At 63.4% G+C, this 18,320-nt stretch carries 14 protein-coding genes; 3 read left to right on the top strand and 11 right to left on the bottom strand.

The annotated features are described in order from the left end of the window. Positions 1–85 precede the first annotated feature (85 nt). A complete protein-coding gene (locus tag LB572_RS17790; protein WP_224668604.1) occupies positions 86–1,471 on the top strand; it encodes an aminotransferase in 1,386 nt (461 codons plus the stop codon). A gap of 89 nt (positions 1,472–1,560) precedes the next feature. Further along, complete coding sequence (locus tag LB572_RS17785; protein ID WP_224668603.1) at positions 1,561–2,463, top strand: DMT family transporter; 903 nt, start codon at positions 1,561–1,563, stop codon at positions 2,461–2,463. A gap of 33 nt (positions 2,464–2,496) precedes the next feature. On the opposite strand, the gene LB572_RS17780 is transcribed toward LB572_RS17785, so the two are convergent. The 5 genes from LB572_RS17780 to LB572_RS17760 form a co-directional block, all read right to left on the bottom strand. Continuing rightward, positions 2,497–3,768 (bottom strand): four-carbon acid sugar kinase family protein, encoded by a 1,272-nt coding sequence (locus LB572_RS17780; protein WP_224668602.1) that lies wholly within the window; start codon positions 3,766–3,768, stop codon positions 2,497–2,499. A 122-nt stretch (positions 3,769–3,890) separates the two neighbouring features. Then, complete coding sequence (locus tag LB572_RS17775) at positions 3,891–5,333, bottom strand: NAD-dependent succinate-semialdehyde dehydrogenase (RefSeq protein ID WP_412033569.1); 1,443 nt, start codon at positions 5,331–5,333, stop codon at positions 3,891–3,893. A 204-nt stretch (positions 5,334–5,537) separates the two neighbouring features. After that, positions 5,538–6,410: an SMP-30/gluconolactonase/LRE family protein gene (locus LB572_RS17770; protein ID WP_318014044.1), complete on the bottom strand. Its 873-nt coding sequence runs from the start codon at positions 6,408–6,410 to the stop codon at positions 5,538–5,540. Positions 6,411–6,542: 132 nt separating this feature from the next. Continuing rightward, entirely contained in the window at positions 6,543–7,589 is a 1,047-nt protein-coding gene (locus LB572_RS17765) for a threonine/serine dehydratase (protein ID WP_224668600.1), read from the bottom strand. An 82-nt stretch (positions 7,590–7,671) separates the two neighbouring features. Next, a complete protein-coding gene (locus LB572_RS17760; RefSeq protein WP_224668599.1) occupies positions 7,672–8,487 on the bottom strand; it encodes an SDR family NAD(P)-dependent oxidoreductase in 816 nt (271 codons plus the stop codon). A 142-nt stretch (positions 8,488–8,629) separates the two neighbouring features. Here LB572_RS17760 and LB572_RS17755 point away from each other — a divergent pair, with 142 nt between their 5' ends. After that, positions 8,630–9,910, top strand: coding sequence for a cytochrome P450 (locus LB572_RS17755; protein ID WP_224668598.1), 1,281 nt, complete (start codon positions 8,630–8,632; stop codon positions 9,908–9,910). A 115-nt stretch (positions 9,911–10,025) separates the two neighbouring features. Here LB572_RS17755 and LB572_RS17750 read toward each other — a convergent pair whose 3' ends face one another. From LB572_RS17750 to LB572_RS17725, 6 genes are all read right to left on the bottom strand, one after another. Then, the gene (locus LB572_RS17750; RefSeq protein WP_224668597.1) at positions 10,026–11,384 is read right to left on the bottom strand and encodes a hypothetical protein; all 1,359 of its coding nucleotides are present in this window, start codon (positions 11,382–11,384) and stop codon (positions 10,026–10,028) included. Between the two features lie 44 nt (positions 11,385–11,428). After that, positions 11,429–12,367 (bottom strand): cyclase family protein, encoded by a 939-nt coding sequence (locus tag LB572_RS17745; protein WP_210242043.1) that lies wholly within the window; start codon positions 12,365–12,367, stop codon positions 11,429–11,431. Between the two features lie 83 nt (positions 12,368–12,450). Beyond that, complete coding sequence (locus tag LB572_RS17740) at positions 12,451–14,514, bottom strand: ABC transporter permease (protein ID WP_224668596.1); 2,064 nt, start codon at positions 14,512–14,514, stop codon at positions 12,451–12,453. A gap of 2 nt (positions 14,515–14,516) precedes the next feature. Next, positions 14,517–16,055 (bottom strand): sugar ABC transporter ATP-binding protein, encoded by a 1,539-nt coding sequence (locus LB572_RS17735; RefSeq protein ID WP_224668595.1) that lies wholly within the window; start codon positions 16,053–16,055, stop codon positions 14,517–14,519. Positions 16,056–16,125: 70 nt separating this feature from the next. Next, on the bottom strand, positions 16,126–17,250 hold the full coding sequence (locus LB572_RS17730; protein ID WP_224668594.1) for a sugar ABC transporter substrate-binding protein: 1,125 nt from the start codon (positions 17,248–17,250) through the stop codon (positions 16,126–16,128). 199 nt (positions 17,251–17,449) lie between these two features. Then, positions 17,450–18,301: an enoyl-CoA hydratase-related protein gene (locus LB572_RS17725; RefSeq protein ID WP_224668593.1), complete on the bottom strand. Its 852-nt coding sequence runs from the start codon at positions 18,299–18,301 to the stop codon at positions 17,450–17,452. Positions 18,302–18,320 lie beyond the last annotated feature (19 nt).

Genomic DNA, 18,320 nt, shown 5'->3' with positions numbered 1-18,320 from the left:
AGCATTTGCCGTGGCGTGATGATTGATAATGGATTTTTTTTGATTAATCTGCCGAAAGCTTCCACACCAACAGTCGAGCTGCCCCGTGCTTTCCAACACGCAATCCGAGACCAACGCCACCGATCTCGCCTATCATCTGCATTCGCAGACCAATCCTCAGGCCTTGACTCGCGAGGGCGCCTATATCGTCGTCAAGGGCGACGGAACCCACGTCATCGACGAGAACGGCAAGCGCTATATCGACGCCATGGCCGGGCTTTGGTGCGCGTCGCTGGGTTTCAACAACCAGCGCCTCGGCCGCACCGCGGCGACACAGTACGAGGAGCTCGGCTACTACCACAGCTTCTATGGCCGGACGAATCCGAAGGCGGCAAACCTCAGCAAGAAGCTTGTCGAATTGACAGGCATGGCGGGCGGCAAGACGTTCTTCGTGACCTCTGGCTCCGAAGCCAATGAGACCATGGTCAAGCTGGCCTGGCTTTACCATGCGTCGCGCGGCAAGCCGACGAAGCGAAAGATCATCGCCCGCGACAAGGCGTTCCACGGGTCGACAATCGTGGCCGGATCGATGTGCGGGCTTGAAATGATGCACCGCGAGTTCGGCTTACCGCTGCCCGGCTTCATCCACACGCTTTGCCCGAACAATTATCGTGTACGCCTGCCCGGTGAAAGCGAGACGGAGTTCGTGAGCCGCCTGGCCGGTGAGCTGGAGCGCATGATCCTGCGCGAAGGTCCCGACACCATCGCGGCCTTCATCGCCGAACCGGTGATAGCCGGCGGCGGCATCATCCCGCCTCCGGACGACTATTTCGAAGCCGTTCAGAAAGTACTGGCAAAATATGACATCCTCTGTCTCGACGACGAGGTCGTCTGCGGCTTCGGCCGCACCGGCAACTGGTTCGGGCGCGAGACGGTCGGCATGACGCCCGACATGATGTCGCTCGCCAAGGGCATCACTTCGTCCTACTTTCCCCTCGCCGCGGTGGTGGTATCGCCGAAGATCCTCGAGGCCGTCGAACGCTACAATGAGAGCGGCACCTCCTTCGGCCATGGCTTCACCAACGCGGCACATCCGGTGGGTGCCGCCGTCGCGGCGGAAACCATCGCGATCTACGAGGAACTCGATATCGTCCCGCATGTCCGCAGGATCGGCGCGCGCCTGCACCAGAGGCTCGCCGAGGTGACGAAGGACTCGCCGATCGTCGGAAACCTGCGCGGCGTCGGCCTGATGTACGGCATGGAACTGGTCGAGGATCCTTCGACCGGCACGCCTTTCGCGCCCGCGCGCCAGATCGGCGCGCGCCTGGCCGCCATCGCTTATGAAAACGGCCTCGTCGTGCGCGCGATGCGCGACACTGTCGGTTTCTGTCCGCCATTGATCATCGATGACAATGACGTCGAGGAGATCGGCGCCAAGTTGCAGAAGGCCCTGCGTGAAACCGAGAAGGCGGTTCAGGCGAAGTCGATCTGAGACCGGCAGGCATACCGCCATCCGGCCGGCAGGTCCGATGGCGGCCGGCCGGCGACCCCCGGCATCCAATCGACACGCAGGCGCATTCGATGCCGGTTCGGCAATCCGTTTTCACCAATGTCTATATTTGCGCCTTCGCGGCCTATGCCTGCTTTTCGACCTCCGACGCATTCACAAAGGCTCTGCACGGACCGCTGAGCGTCTTCGAGATCGGGTTTTTCGAAAACCTCTCGGCATCGATGGTTCTTCTGGCCACTCGCCACGAGAACGAGCGCTGGCTGGAGTTCTGGAAGATGAGCCGGCCCTGGCCGATTCATTTTCGCGCTCTATGCGGCGTCCTGTCGAGTTTGTGCGCGATCTACGCCTTCACGACCATCCCCCTGGTCGATGCCTATTCACTGATCTTCCTGGCGCCGTTTTTCGTTACGGTGATGTCCGTCCTGGTCCTGAAGGAGCATGTCGGGCTCTGGCGGTGGTTCGCCGTCATGCTCGGATTTGCCGGCGTCCTGCTCGCGGTCAAGCCGGGCTTTCAGGCGTTTCATCTCGGACATCTGAGCGCCGCGGTCGCCGGCCTTTCAACCGGCACGTCGATCATCATAATGCGCAGCCTGGGCTCGTCCGCGAAGAAGACGAGCATTCTGGGGATGCTGTTCCTCTACCTGGTTTCGATCAACGGCCTGGGGATGCTGCTCAGGGGTTTCAGCACACCCTCCCTGCATGACCTGCTTCTGATGGCGCTTTCAGGTCTTTGCGTCGGCCTCGGCCAATGGGCCTTCGTCAGCGCCGCGCGATACGGCAGCGCCACACAGATCGCGCCCGTCGCCTATTCACAGCTTGGCTGGGCGATGCTCTTCGGCATCATCGTCTTTCATGAGTATCCCGACTTGCTGGCTATCGTCGGGGTTGGCGTGATCGCGAGCGCCGGCCTGCTGACCGTGCTGCGGGAACGCGTCCGCCGGATCAGGCCGGCCAACCCGCCAGGAATCCGTTGACGCGAACGCTACGGCGGTGGCTTCCTGGGCCGTTCAGGGCGTGCGCATCTTTTCCAGGGCCGCCGAGAAGACGTCCTCGGCCCCGATCTTCCCTGGCTTCAGGAACAACGAAATGCGCCGCGCATCGCGAGAGACGCAGGAACCGGCGCCAAGCTCGTCGAATGGAAGAACCTGCATGCTCTGAATGCCGAGGGCTTCGACGATCGCGCCCGATGTTTCGCCGCCTGAAACGACGAACTTGCGGACACCTCTTTCGCCCAAGCCCTTGGCTATGCCGGCCAGGATGGCTTCGGCCTTGCGCGCCGCGCCCATTATGCCGAACTTGGCCTGGGCATCGGCAACCGACACAACATCCCCGGCGACCGAAAAGCCTATCGGTTGGCCGGCGCCGAGCTTTTCGTCCGCCCAGGCAAGCGCCCGCGCCGTCAGGACATCTTCATCCGCCTCGCGAATATCGATGTTCAGCATCGGATTGCGCTCCGCGAAATGATCGCGCTGTCGCAACGTGACGCCGCTGCAGCTTCCCACCAGCACGACTTCACCGCCCTGCGCACGAGCCACCGGCGACGCGATCCGACGGCCGGTCCCGGCATCCTCGGACGTCCATTGCGAAATCAGTTCGATCGCCAGCGCGTCCGCCCCCGTGGTGATACGGTCGTGCCGGAAAATCGTCGCGCCGACGGTGACATCGTCATTATCGACGCAGTCCATGAGGAAGTAGCGCACCCCCTTCTGCTGCTGACCGTCCACATAGTCGCGCGCGAATTCCACACCGCGATGCAGGACGCGATGCGGTAAAAGCCCGACGGTCTCGGCGGTCTGGCGCTGCAGCACCCTGGCCATGTCGGGGTCGCTCATGGGCGTGATCGGATCGAAGCGCTTGATCGATTCCGAAATCAGCCGATCCTTGTAGAACATGTACCCTTCGTGCACGTAGGTACGAAGATCAGGATAGCCCGGTCCAAACACCAGGCGCTGCTGCCCGTACTTCCTTGCGAGCAGATCGCCGCAAGGGCCGATATTGCCTTCGGCGGTCGAATCGAAAGTCGAGCAGTATTTGTAGAAGATACGCTCGACGCCGATCCGGTCGAGCATGCTCGTCAAGCTGTCGAGCGTCGCGACCGCCTGCGCCGGCGGCATAAATCGCAGCCGGGTCGCGATGACGAGAACCTCGCCATCGGCCGCCTCATTCAGAACGGCCGTGTCGCACACATAGAAAACCGGAATGCCGAGCTTTTCCAGATTGCTGGCGACAAAAAGCCCGCCGGTGAAGTCATCGGCGATTACCGCGATCCTGACGCTCATCGAGCACCCTGTTGTTCATGGCTGCCGCCAGCACTTCCTGCAGTTCCACCACGGCGTCGTTTGCGGTACGGCCGGAACCATAGTCGCAATCTGCCCCTGTCGCCGCGCCCCCGGCGGCCGGATCATCCCACCTGCAGGTGGCTGACGAACTTGGTGTTGAAGTAGGGCTCGAGCGCATCCGCACCGCCTTCCGTGCCGTAGCCGGAATCATTGATTCCCCCAAAGGGAACTTCCGGAAGCGCCAGACCGAGATGGTTGATCGAGACCATGCCCGACCGGACACCGCCGCTGATGCGCGCGGCATTGTCGGCGGACCGGGTGAAGGCGTAGGCGGCGAGGCCGTAGTTGAGCCGGTTGGCTTCCGCGATCGCTTCGTCGAGGCCGTCGACGGGAACCATGAGCGCCACCGGGCCGAAGGGCTCCTCGTTCATGATGCGGGCCGTCTTCGGCACGCGCGAGAGCACCGTGGGCTCAAAGAAGTAACCGGCATTGCCGATCCGTTTGCCGCCGGTGACCAGTTCGGCGCCGGCCTGAACTGCATCCTGCACCAAGGCGCTGACCGCTTCCACGCGCCGCTCGCTGATGAGAGGCCCCATCGTCGTGCCCTCTTCGAGACCGCTGCCGACCTTGATCGCCTTGGCCGCGGTCGTGAAGACGTCGACGAACCGATCGTAGACGCCGTTGTCGACGAGGAAGCGGGTCGGCGAAACGCAGACCTGGCCGGCATTGCGGAATTTCGACCCGGCCATGACCTTCGCGGCCCGCTCGACATCGGCATCCCGCAGGACGATCACCGGCGAATGGCCGCCGAGCTCCATGGTGGAACGCTTCATATGCTGCCCGGCGAGCGCCGCCAGTTGCTTGCCGACCGCGGTCGATCCGGTGAACGAAATCTTTTTGATGACCGGGTGCGGGATCAGATAGGACGAAATTTCCGCCGGCACGCCATAGACGAGGTTGACCACGCCTGCCGGCAAACCGGCATCGACGAACGCCCTGACCAGTTCCGCCGGTGAGGCCGGCGTATCCTCCGGCCCCTTGATGATGATCGAGCATCCCGTCGCCAGGGCCGCCGACAATTTCCTGACCACCTGGTTGAGGGGAAAATTCCATGGCGTGAAAGCCGCAACAGGGCCGACCGGCTCCTTGACCTCGATCTGGCTAATGCCTCCGGCCCTGGCCGGGATGACCCGGCCGTAGGCGCGGCGGCCTTCCTCGGCGAACCAGTCGATCAGGTCGGCGGCCGACAGCGTTTCGCCTTTCGCTTCGGCCAGCGGCTTGCCCTGCTCCGTCGTCATGATGCGCGCGATCGCGTCGGCGCGCTCGCGCACCAGCGCTGCCGCCGCCCGCATCAGCTTGTAACGTTCAAACGCTGGCGTCCTGCTCCAGATCTTGAAGCCGCTGTCAGCGGCGGCCAGCGCTTCGTCCAGATCGGCGGTCTCGGCATGCGCCAACCTGCCCAGCACCGTCTCGCTGGCCGGGTTCACGATCGGCAGCGTCTTGCCCGAAGCGGCGGATTTCCATTCGCCATCGATGTGCAGCAGCACCTGCTCGGGGTAGGACATTTTCAGCCAGTCTCCTGTTTGATGCTTGGGTCGGCAGAGCGCCGATTTGGCTTCAAGGTCGAGACGACCTCATGACGCGCGAGGCCGGTTCTCAAGGCACGCTTGATACGGCACGGCGGAGGGATTGACTACGGCGCTAGTCGATTTTCTTTTCACTTTCGGATAGGCCAGCGCCTTCAGCGCCGGGGGTGGAAGCAGGATCTCTCAAAGCGAATGGTGAAGCTTCAAGCCCGCTTCGTGCCAGTCCAGCGCGACGAGCCTTGCATGATGCGAAAGCGTTGCGAAGCAGGTCCGCCGATCGACCCCGCCGAAACACAGATTGGTGACGAGGAGGTCGGGCACGGGATGCACTATAGGCTGACTGCCAAGCCCTCTGAACTCCAGTATGGCGCATAGATCGAGCGCCGCCGCGCAGACCGCGCCGGACTCGGTGACGGCGAGCCCATCGAAGCGGGCGAGCCCTCCGGGACTGGCGAAGAGCGTTCCTCCCGCCGGCGAGGGCCATGAACGTTTGCCTACCCGACCCGGGCCTTCGATCGCCCATGACCAGATGCGTCCCGTATAGGTCTCAGCCACGTAGAGCGTCCTGCCGTCGGGCGACAAGGCGATACCGTTGGGCGAGATGAGACCGGCGATGACTTCCCTGATCTCGGAACCGTCGCCGGCGGCCCAGTAGACCGCGCCGAGATCCATGTCCCGCTGCCGGCGCTTGCCCATATCGGTGAACCAGAAACCACCCGTGCCGTCGAACACCAGATCGTTCGGCCCGCGCAGCGGATATCCGCCGCATCGGTCATAGAGGCGCTGCAGTCGCCCGCTGGCCAGGTCGACGACGTCGATGCTCCCGGTCTCATAGTTTGCGCGCTGCGGGCCACTGCGCAGCCGGCCGGGCTCAACCTCGATCCAATCGACGCCACCATGGTTGCAGATGTAAATCCTGCCGTCGGGGCCGAGCGCGGCGCCGTTTGGCCCTCCGGGCACTTTGGCGATCACCGACACCTCGCCGCTGGCGGACACCCGCTTCAAGCTTTCGTCGGCGATATCGACCACAATGACGGAGCCGTCGGGCATGGCCACTGGGCCTTCCGGGTATACCAGCCTGTCAGTAACGACGCGCATTGGACCTCGACAACCTGCAAATGGGACAGCGCCACGCCGATGTCGGCCGGGGCGCCTGGATCGAGCGCCGGGCGATGGCCCAGCACGGCTTCATATTGTCCGCGCGGCTTCCGTCAATTGGCGCGCGAAAAGGTCTTCATCAACATTGCGGCCGCTGAGGACGACGACGAAGGTGCGTCCTTCGGTCCTGTCGCGTGCGGCCAGCAAGGCGCCCAGGGCAACCGCGCCGCTCGGCTCCGTCACCAATCCGAACTCCTTGAACGCGGCGCGCATGCCTTGCCTTGCATCATCATCCGTCGCGGTGATGATCCCCGACAGCCGCCTTCTGTTGATCTCGAACGTGAACTCTCCAGGGGTAAGCGACAGCAGCGCGTCGCAGATTGTTTCCCCGGATGCGGACACGCTGACGCGTTCGCCACGAACCAGACTCTGCGATGTGTCGTCATAACCCGCCGGTTCGACGCCCCAGATTTCAGTCGCCGGTGACAGGACACCCAGCGCAAGCGCGCTTCCGGCGATCAGCCCGCCCCCGGAACATGCGGCGGCGAAGCCGTCGATCCGAACGCCCGATGCCGCAGCCTCCTTGGCAGCCTCGTAGGCGACCGTCGCGGCGCCGGCGACTATATGCGTGTCGTCGAACGCCGGAACATAGACGAGCCCCTCGCTTTCGCGCCAATGCCTGACAAGGTCGGCCCTGTCGGCCGAGCGACGATCATAGGCGACGATCTTGGCGCCCAGCGCGCGCGTCTGCTCGATCTTGTTGAGCGGCGCGTCCGCGGGCATCAGGATGACGGCCCGCGCGCCGACAGCCCGTGCGGCCCAGGCAACCGCGCGCCCGTGATTGCCTGACGACAACGCCAGCACACCGCGCGCGATCTTATCGGAAGACAATCGGGATATGCGGTTCCAGGCGCCGCGCACCTTGAAGCTTCCGGTCGGCTGCAAAGTCTCGGCCTTGACCAGAAGCCGACCGCCGACGCGATCATTCAGCCCCCCGCTCTCCATGAGCGGGACCTTGAGCAGGATCGGAGCCAGCCGGCGGGCGGCGTCCTCGATCGCGGCGATGCCGGGGATCTGTCCTTCGGCAATCACAACGGGACTTCTTTCGGCGGATATGTCGGCAGCATCAGCGATCACGATTTTGATCCATCATAAGCGGGTTTCCGGGATTCCGGAGATTGACGGCGGGCGCGGCTGCGGCGGCCGAGATCCCGATCGATCACTTCGGCCTGGCTCGCCGCGACGCAAGCATCGTCGCGCCGATCCGCTCGTTCTTCTCGACCAGCTCGAAAAGCCGGCGCGGATTGGCGCCGATCGCTTTCACGACGCGGCCCCGGGCGGCCGGTATGCAGACTTCCGTCTTCTTGTCGCGTATCGCCTTCAAGACGATTGCGGCGATCTCTTCGGGGGCCGCGGGCTCGCGGGAAAAGGCCGCCGCCACCCCTTTCTCGGCTTCCAGCTCGAGCATCGCCGTTTCGGTGGCGCCGGGGTGGATGATCGTGAAATCGACGGGCGAGCCGCGCTCTTCCAACGCCAGGCCGAGATGCATCGCGCGCAGCGCATGCTTCGAGGCCGCATAGCTGACGAGCCCCGGAAGGGTCAGAAACGCCGTCATCGAGCAGACCGTGGCGATGTGCCCCGATCCCTGTGCCCGGAAATACGGCAGGACGGCAAGGCTTCCGAGCATCGGTCCAAGCGCATTGACCTTCATTGTGTGCTCATGCGCTTCGAGCGGCACGTCCTTGGTCGGACCGGGGTGAGCCACGCCGGCATTGTTCACCAGAACATCAAGCCGGCCGAAATGACCGCATGTTGCCTCCACCGCCGCCTTCCAGCGCGCTTCGGAGCATATGTCGAGATCAAGGGGCAGCGCGTTGTCGCCGAGCGACGCCGCCAGCTGCCTTGCGGCGGCGATATCGACGTCCGCGATCGCAACCCTGTGGCCATGCTTTATTGCGAGCCTGACGATCGCAGCCCCGATACCACCAGCGCCACCGGTCACGATCATGACCTTCGGCAAATTTCCCTTCGTCACGCCCGTTCCTCGATTTAATTTTGCCAATAATGGAAATCGTGTTGGTTGGACCTTGTCATACGAACGTGCGTCCCTTCAAGTGGCGTTCGTGCGAAGCAGCCCGTTCCATGCACATCGATCGAGCTAACTGGCGGACCGAACCATGAATGACCATTTGGACATTGCGAACCTACCTTCCTTGGCCGAGGTGGGGTTTTTGGGCGGCCGCGATAACTTCCGGGAGTTCTGCAGGACCATTTTCAGACTGCCCGACCCACGGTTCCTGCGTAACGACCAGAACCAGCTCGTGGTCTTTCGACATGAAGACCTGCAGGCGTTTGGAACCGCGCCGGAAATCGGCAACCTGCCGATCGGCAAGCTCTACCCCGCCAGATTTGCCAGCGACGGCAGCCCTGCAAGAGGGCCAGGTTCCGACGTCGCCGACGTCATCTCCAGCCAGGTCTTTACCTTCAATCCACCGCTCCACGGTCCTGCCCGGCGGATATTGATCGACTGGCTTGGGCCGATGCAGATGACGGTGCTCGAGAAAGTGGGCCGCCAGGCGGCGCAAGCCGTGCTCGACCAGATCCAGCATTCCAGCCCGCTGGATTTCGTATCCGCGATCGCCGAAAGGCTGACGATCTCGTTCTGGAGTTCGCTGCTTCACCTGACAGAAAGCGAGGCAGACACGATCGGCGCTTGCACGCGGGAGATGACGAGGCTTTTCCACCTCGGCCGCAGTGCCGACGATCTCCAGGCGCTCGATCTCGCCTTTGCCGAATACGCGCGAGTACTCGATGGCGTCGCGACCCGCAGATTGGCAGCGAAGGATCCCGATCTAACCGCAATAGCCGAAAAACTCGCGATGCTGCATTGCGACGACGATCCCTTCGCGGTGGGCGTGGCGCCAAAATCCGTCGGGCAATTGCTCGCCGGCAATCTGGTCGACGGCTTCCATACGACGGCGCTGGCAACGGCCAATACGTTCTGCGTTCTGGCAAGAGATCCGAACGCCATGGCCCACGTTCGCGACTCTCCGCAGCTTGCCGCCAAGGCGATCGCCGAGGCTCTGAGGATAGAACCGCCGATCATCCTCCTGAAGAGATACGCGCTCGAAGACTTCACATATCGGGGCAAGACGATACCGGCAGGCAGCATCGTGACGATGCTCTGGGCGGCAGGCAACTACGATCCGTCGGTGTTTCCGGACCCGGAACGCTTCGACATCAACCGGCTCCACGCCGGATTGACCACCTTCGGCAAGGGCATCCACATTTGCCCGGGAAGGCACCTGGGAGTGATGCTGATACGGGTACTTCTGGATGTCTTTCTGGAGAACGATATCGAGGTTGAGCTTTCAGGTGATCGCGTCACCTGGATTCCTCGCCATATGGTCAATCAGCTCAGCCTTATGCCCGCGATGGTCAAGAGGCGCGCGGGGTGAACACCACCGCGCCAATGCAACCTTGGCCGACGGCTTAAGTTCAGGAACCCGCCGGCCTGGCCGCCAACACCGATAGTCCTCGACGCCCCCACGGGATGTCGACGGGAGCGACCCATTAGACAGGAATTCCATCAATCCAGGTCTCGGATGGTTGAAACGCCCCGGTTCCGGACGCTGCCCGTTCAAGCAAAGTGAAATCGGCATTACGGGCCGTCGAGATCGAGCCCGCTACGTCCTCGAGGCCGAACCGGCGGGCAGCTCCCCGCGTCACCGCAAAGACCTGTTGGGCGATGTCGCAAGCCAAGAGAGAAGAATGCGTCTCGGCAGGAGAAGCTGCCGCCGGGCTCTCGATACAAAAATCGGGTTCCAGATCCTGAACCAGGCGCGCGACGGACGGGTCGATCGGGAATCGGATTTCCAGACGATGACGCCGATGAGGTGGCCGAGGTTTCAATGCGGTACAGGTCTTCACGATGTTCTCGAGTTCGCCTGGGTCGTTGGCAACCAGGGCCAGTCGCCAGCCCGCGCGATCGAGCAATTGCGCTTCTTTCGCGACCTCGTCCGATGCCTGACCCGCTTCGATGAGGGCCGTATCAACGCTCAGCAGTTCGGCACGGGTTGCCGCCGGCAGACGACCATCCCATTCCTCGCGCAGACGGCGATGCGCCACCGCATTGATGCGAACCTGCCGCCTGCCGCCAAGCAGCGCCGCGACGGCTTCGATTTCGACACGCCCGCCGTGGGCTCCGATGGCGCGGTCTATGACCGTGGTAAAGCCCCCGTTGCGCGCGTTCGCAACGCTGTTGGCCAACATGCGCGTGTGCGACGACACCGTATGATGCTTGCGCATCGCGAAGGGCCGAAGCACTGCAGCCAGGTCCATGGCGCCGGAGCAGCGCTCGCCCGCATCGGCTGTTGCGCCGGCGAGAGCATACATCGCACGGTTTGCCAGGCCTCTTCCGACCCCCTCTGTCTCGATCGCTATCGGCCTCGGTCCGTATAGATCTTCCACCATCATGAGGATATCGCGACTTTGACAGTGGGGATCCTTGCCTTGGCTCAGCCTGACGAAGATCGGTTCCGAAAACAGCGGCGGCGTGAGTGTGGTGGCGAGGTGCCCTTTCAGGTCGCCGACGGGCTCGCGGAGGTCGACGTCCTGCCAATCCAGCAGTTCAAGCGGGTCCTTGGAAAGGTTGTCGAGCACCATGCCTGGAATGACCGTCCTGCCGCCGAGGTCGATGACGCGGGTGCTCCTGGCCTTGTGCGCCATGGCGCCGTCGAGCGAGCCGACAAACTGAACGAGGCCGTCACGGATGCTCAGCGCCTCGGCGTCAGGCTGCAGCTCGTCCATCGTCACGATGGGGCCGCCGCGCAGGATGACGTCCGCCGGCCCTTCCAGACGCTGCGCGACAGTCTTGCCAGCCGCCCGGTAGGTCAGGCGGCTGGCGGTTGCGGGGTCGCAGAACAGGCACATCCGGGGACCGTGGCGTATCGTTGCCGAACGTCAGCAATGCCGATCTATTTGATCGCCACGACGTTGACCGGCGAGCCGGTGCCCTGGTGGACCTTGAGCGGAGCGGCGACGTAGAGGAAATCCCATTGGCCGTCCGCGTGGCAATCCTTCGCCAGCGCCTCGAAATTGCAGATCTCGTTGAAGGTGATGCCCAGATTGCGCATCAGCGCGCAATGCAGCGTCACCTGCATGCCGGTTTCCGGGTCGAAGTCCATCTCGTTGGAGATGGTGTCGGTGCACAGAGCCGGGATCTCCATCTTGTGGAACCAGTCCACCAGTTCCGGGCTGTAGATCATGCCAGGCTCGTTGAAGTCGGCATAGAATTTCTGCGGCCCCTGCGTGTGCAGCAGCTGCAGGAAGCCGATGCGCATGCACAGCACGTCGTGCTTCTCGATCGTGACGCCCTGCTTCTTGGCCGCGCCGAGGATATCCTCGAGGCCGAGCGTGTCGCCCTTCTCCAAGGCGAACTTGCCCTTGTAGGCAGCCATGTCGAGAAGAACGCCGCGTCCGACGATCCCGCGTTCGGCGATCGGCTCGATCGAGGCCTTGTTCATGCCTCCGATGGTCTCGGACGCCGGATAGCCGTTCCAGATCTGGTCCTCGTACCAGACGTGGCCGAGGGCGTCATACTGCGTGGACCCCTGCAGGAACATGGTGATCTGATCGTCGGCATATTGGGCGCCGCCGGGCAGCGGCTTCAACCTGCCGCTGTCGTAGTCGCCACGGTCTTGCGTGTTGCTGCGCTTGGGTTGCGTGCGGCTGGGAAAGATCGGATCGCCGGTCGGGCTGGCGATCAGTTCGCCGCAGGTGATGACCTTGCCCTGCCTGATCGCGCGCACGCCGCGCAGAACTTCGGCATTGGTCAGAAAATTCAGGGCGCCGACCTGGTCGTTGGGACCCCAGCGCCCCCAGTTCTTCGGCGAGCCGGCCAGGAGCTGGCTCATCCTCCGATCCTGGTCGCCTGTCATTCCGGCTTGTTTCGACATTTCTTTCTCCTCCTTCGCAAGATCTGAATTTCGGCGCCCGGCTATCCGGTGGACCGTTCCCTCAAGGCAAGCACCGCCGCCAGAACGACCAGGCCGAAGATGATGTCGCGCGACGCCGACGGCAGCGTCGTTCCGGCAAGCAGGGTTTGCAGGGCCGTCAGCAACAGGACGCCGCCCAGCATTCCGACATAGTGGCCGCGTCCGCCGGTGATCAGCGTGCCGCCGATGATCACCACGGCGATCGAGGGCAGCAGATAGGTGTCGCCCATGCCGAGGCTGGCCTGTCCCCCGAACCCGGTCAGCAGGATGCCGACGAGAGCGGAGCAGACGCCGCTCAGAACATAGACGGCGATCGTCGTGGTCCGGACGTTCACGCCGGCGAGATAGGAGGCCTTGGGGCTGTTGCCCAGCGCGTATACCCAACGGCTGAAGACCGTGCGGCCGAGCAGGCCGATCGCCGCGAGCACGAAGATCGCCACGAAGACGACGACAGGGGTAATGCCTAACACCTTGCCGGTCATCAGCCAGCGCAAGCCTGGCGAGGTGAAGCCTGCTGGCGTGCCATCGCTGAACACAAGGGCCGCGCCCTGCAGGATGCCGTTCATGGCCAGAGTGACGACGATGGGTGGCAGGCCGAGGACGGCGACGCCGATGCCATTCAGCCCGCCAATCGCCGCGCCGACGACGAGCACCAGAGGGATCACCCACACCGAGGCCAGATTGGAGCCATTGATGAGGCCGGCGGCGAGGATGCCGCAAAAGGCAATCGTCCAGGCGATTGAAAGGTCCAGTCCGCCCGAGAGGATGACCGTCCCCTGTCCGAGCGCCAGGATAGCCAGGAAAGAGCCCAGGACGATCAGGGAATCATAGTATTTCCAGGCGAAGATCGTGTCGCCGCCATAGACGACCTGCGTCGCGATCACCACGATCACGAAGGCGAGGTAGGCCGGCAGAACGATGCGCACGAGATCGGCGTGGCGCACCAGCCATGACACGTTCCAACCCTGGTCTTGCGCGCTCATCTGTCTGAGGGCCGCAGGCTTGAGCGTAGCAGCCGACGCCGCAAGACCGGCAGCGCGGGCCTTCAGGCGCAGGCCGACCGAACTGAGATAGCGGCGCAGCGGCGCCTCCGAACCAAGTGCTCCGGCCATTGCGGCGACGATCAGGACGATGCCCTCGGCAACCGTGCTGTAATAGGCCGAGACATCGAGCGAAAGCAGGATGTTGACCATGACCATCAGCGTATAGGCGCCAAGGACGGAGCCGAGGGCGCCGCCGCGGCCGCCCGCCAGCGATGTGCCTCCGAGCACCACCGCCGTAAAGGTCTGCAGCAGGATCGGGTCGCCGACCAACGGATCGGCCGAGCCGGTCTGCGCGCTTATGAAGACGCCCGCGGCGCCGTAGAAAAGACCGCCGAGGGTAAAGGCCCAGAAACGGGTCCAGGGGACCGACAATCCGGCCGAGCGGGCGGCATCGGCATCGCTGCCGACGGCGTAAAGGGCGGTGCCGAACCGCAAGCCCTTGAGATAGAGCCACGCCAGAAGCGCCACGGCCAGGACGAGAACGGAGGCCGGCAACACGTCCGTGATGGCCGAACCGGAGAAGAACGCCGTGATCTCCGGCGCGACCGCCCCGCCCGGGTCCGGCATGATCAGCAGCGTCACGCCGTGCACAAGGAACATGGTGGACAACGTGACCACAATCGACTGAAGCCTGAAATACGCGACGAAGAAGCCGTTGAAGGCGCCGACGAGCCCGCCGACCAGCAGACCGAGCAGCACCACGCCGACCTGTCCGGCGAGCGTATCCTGCGGCAGCGATGCAACGATGACGTTGACCAGGGAGATGGTCGAGCCGGCCGACAGGTCGAAGCCGCCGGATAGCACGATGATCGTCTGGCCGACGGCAGCCAGCGCCAGCGGCGCCCCGCCATTGGCGAGGGAGTGAAAATCGAAGTAGCTCATCGGCGCCGGCGAGATGGCATTCACCAGTCCCAGAGCCAGGATGAATATGACGATGATGGCGGCGAGCCCGCGATTTCTGAGCGCCGCCGAGAACAAGCCATTGCCGGACCGGGCGGAAGGTGCCTGCATCGACTGGGCCATGATCAGACGCTCGCTGCTTGTGGCCGGCGGGCACCACCGATGGCCGCTTCGATGACCACGTCCTCGCTGAGGTCGGCGCCATCGATCTGCCGCGCGATCCGCCCGCCATACATGACGAGGACGCGGTCGCATAGATTGGTCAATTCCGGGATTTCCGTCGAGAACATAAGAACGGCGCCGCCGCCATCCGCGAATTGGCGGATCATAGTGTAGATCTCATGCTTGGTGCCGACGTCGACGCCGCGTGTCGGATCGTAAAGCAGCAGGATCCTGCTCCCGGTCAGCAGCCACTTCGCGATGGCAATCTTCTGCTGGTTTCCGCCGCTGAAGGTACCGACTTTGCTGTGCAGCGCCCTCTGGTCGACCTGGATGGCCTTCAGCGCGTCGGAGACGGCCTTCCGTTCCCTGGCGGCGTCGATCAACCCGAAGCGCGTGAACTGGCTGAGGCTTGGCAGCGACGCATTGCGCCGGCCGTCGAGCTTCAGGAACAAGCCTTCCGTCTTGCGGTCCTCCGGAACCAGGCTGATGCCGATATTGGCACGAATGGCATCGCGCGGCGACGTAAGCACGACAGGCTGGCCCCGCACAAGGAGCTGTCCATCGCTGACGGGTTGCGCGCCGAAGCAGGCGAGGAAAAGCTCGAGCTGCCCCATGCCTTGCAGCCCGGCGACACCCAGCACCTCGCCCGGCGACAGCGTGAAGGATGCGCCCTTCAGCCGATGGCCGACGGAGATGGAGCGTGCTTCCAGGGCCGGCGGCGAGACGGCCTGCCGCGCTTCGCCGCGCGGCGGGAATGTCGCGTCCAGCGAACGGCCGATGATCATGCGCACGACCTCGTCATCGGAGAGCTCGCCCACTCTGGCGGTACCGATGTCCTTGCCGTTTCGCAGAACCGTCAGGTATTCGCAGAAATCGTTCACCTCGGGCATGCGATGCGAAATGAAGATCGTGGAGATGCCCTCCGTCTTCGCCTTGGCAATGATGTCGCCGAGCCAGGTGATGTCGGGGCCGGACAACGTCGATGTCGGCTCGTCGAGAAGCAGGATTCGAGGGCGTCGGAAGATCGCCCTGGCGATCTCGAGTTTCTGGCGGATCGCCAGGCTGAGGTCGCGCAGGTCGGCGCGCGGATCGACGAAACTGAGACCCATATCCGCGAGATGGCGCGCGACGATCCGCTCGGTTTCGGCCTTTCTGATTTGCCCCAGAGCATTGGTCGGCTCGTAGAGCAGCAGCATGTTCTGGGTGACCGTCAGATCCGGAATCTGGGTCATCTCCTGGAAGGCCGTCTGTATCCCGAGCATATGCGCTTCGCGCGGCGAGCCGATCGTGACATCCTTGCCGTCGATGACCAGTTGTCCACTGTCGGGTCGCACGAGCCCGCTCAGCACCTTGACCAGGGTCGACTTGCCGGCACCGTTCTCGCCGAGAAGCGCATGCACGGTTCCGGCCTTGACCGAAAAGGACGCATCGTTGAGCGCAACGGTCGGCCCGTAGGCTTTGCGCACTTTGATTGCCGAGATGGCTGTAGGTGTTTCACTCACGGTATCACTCGCCAGGCAAACAGACAGGCCGGCATTTGGCGCGGACGCCAAATGCCGGTTCATGCGCCGACTACTCTTCAGGCGTGCCGGTGAGCGCGGCGTTGAGGCCGACCTGCGGCAGATCCGGCGAGAAGATCGAGGCGTACCAGCCGGGGTTGGGAATGATCTCGGGCTGGAACGTGTTGCAGCCGGCTTTCATTTCCTCCCAGGAGCCAGTCTGGCACAGCTTGACCTTGTCGTTTGTGACCGCGCCGGGAGACAGGAGCGTGGTTTTCTCGACCTTCTTCTTCGCCAGAACCTCCATGGCGATCTTGAAGGCATAAGCGCCCGGATAGGCTTGCGAGCTCGCCGAGATGCTGGGCGCGCCGAGCGGCTTGTAGGTGCCGTTCGAGCCGGCAGCCTGCGTGTCCTTGGGAAGCATCTGTACGCGGTGGCCATTGGAGCCCTCGCCCGCGCAAGGCAGAACCTTGTCGTCGGCGACGCCGGCCTCGAGCTGCATCGAGTTGGCCGTGTAGCATCCGACCTGCATCCACAAGCCGTTCAGCGTATCCCAGCTATGGGTGGCCACGATCTTCGCCAATTCGGTGCGAGCGACCGCCTGGCTCCACATGCCATTCGCCTCGGCCACCACCTTGATGTCGGGATATTTTGCGAAAACCTCGCGAGCGGCTTTGTTGCGTAGCGTGTCGACGGAGGTTCCGGACACGCCGGTGATCATCACGATATTGCCCTTGCCACCGAGCTTGTCGGCGAGCCACTGCGCCGTCACCTTGCCCCATTCCGCTTGATCGATATGGACGTTGTAGGCGCATGGCTCCTCGATCACGCCGTCATAGGCGACGATGGTGACGCCCTTGGCGCAAGCATTCTTGACGGCTTCATTGAGCGCGGTGGGTGAAATCGGGTAGACGATGATCGCCTCCGCCCCGGCCTGCACCATGGCGTTTATCTGCTGGATCTGCTTCTGGGCGTTCGGACCGGCGACCTGGACTTTCAGGTCCACCTTGTCGGCATACTCTTTCGACGCAGCCATGGCCTTCAGCATGTTGGCCGCCTCGGCCTGCCAGTCGTTGCCGATATAGCTCATGCTCAGATAGATCTTGTGCCGCTTCTCGGCCATCGCCTGCGACGTGACCGACAGGGCCGCAACCGCTGCGGTTGCCAGACCCAAAGCGGCGGATTTCCAGAAATTCATGACTTTTCCTCCCTTCAACGAACCGATGGCCAGGCCAGGCCTGGCCGCCACTGGAATTCGACTCTCTCTCCCCATTCAGTCGTGGCGCACGACGTGTTGTCGATTTAACCGACTGACTGATTGTCGGACAATAATCATGTCTAACTCTGCCCGTCAACGCCGTTGATGGTCACCGCTCAATTTTGCTGAACACAAAGCGCTATAGCGGCGTGTCGTCGCTGGCCCACCAGTCGGAGGCGAGATCGTGAGCGCTGATCGCGGCGTTGAAATTCGGCCGCCGTTTTTCCTTGTATGCGGCCATGGCTTCAGCGACGTCAGGCAGGGCCAAGGCAGCCACCAGCGCCCGCGACTCGTAACGATGCGCGACAACCGGATGGCTCGCGCCGAGCATGCGCCAGAGCAGGCGTCGCGTCGTCGCGATTGAAACGGGCGCCCCGTCGGCGGCGATCTCGTTCGCCTTGCGCAACGCTCGCGCCATCAGGTCTTGCGGGCTGACGACCTCGTGCACGAGCCCTTTGGCGAACGCTTCGTCGGCACCGATCATCCTGCCCGACATCATCCATTCGACGGCATTCGCGATACCGACGATGCGCGGCAGAAACCAGCTCGAGCAGGATTCGGCCACAATGGCGCGCCGGACAAAGACATAGCCGAAACTGGCCTGGGTCGAGCAGATCCGCACGTCCATCGGCAACGTCACCGAGGCGCCAAACCCGACCGCTGGGCCGTTGATCGCGCCGATGACCGGCTTGTTCATCCTGAAGAGACGCAGGACGACTTTGGCACCGACATCGGCCGGCACGCCTTCGCCGGTCACCGGATCGCCGCCGGTAGGCAGGGCGAAACCGTTGGTCAGGTCGGTCCCCGCGCAGAAAGCCCGGCCTGCCCCCGTCACCACGACCGCCCTCACGGCATCGTTGCGGTCGATCTCATCGAGAGCTTCGAAAAGATCGTCTATGCCATTTTGCGTTATGGCGTTCAGCTTTGCTGGGCCGTCCAGCGTGATCGTCGCGACGCGTCCGTTGACCTCGCATTTGATTTCAGTGTCCACCGGATAGCCCTTCCTTGCA

The organism is Mesorhizobium sp. BH1-1-5 (genome assembly GCF_020165615.1).
Taxonomy (GTDB): domain Bacteria; phylum Pseudomonadota; class Alphaproteobacteria; order Rhizobiales; family Rhizobiaceae; genus Mesorhizobium.
This window is presented reverse-complemented; position numbering and strand designations above follow the sequence as displayed.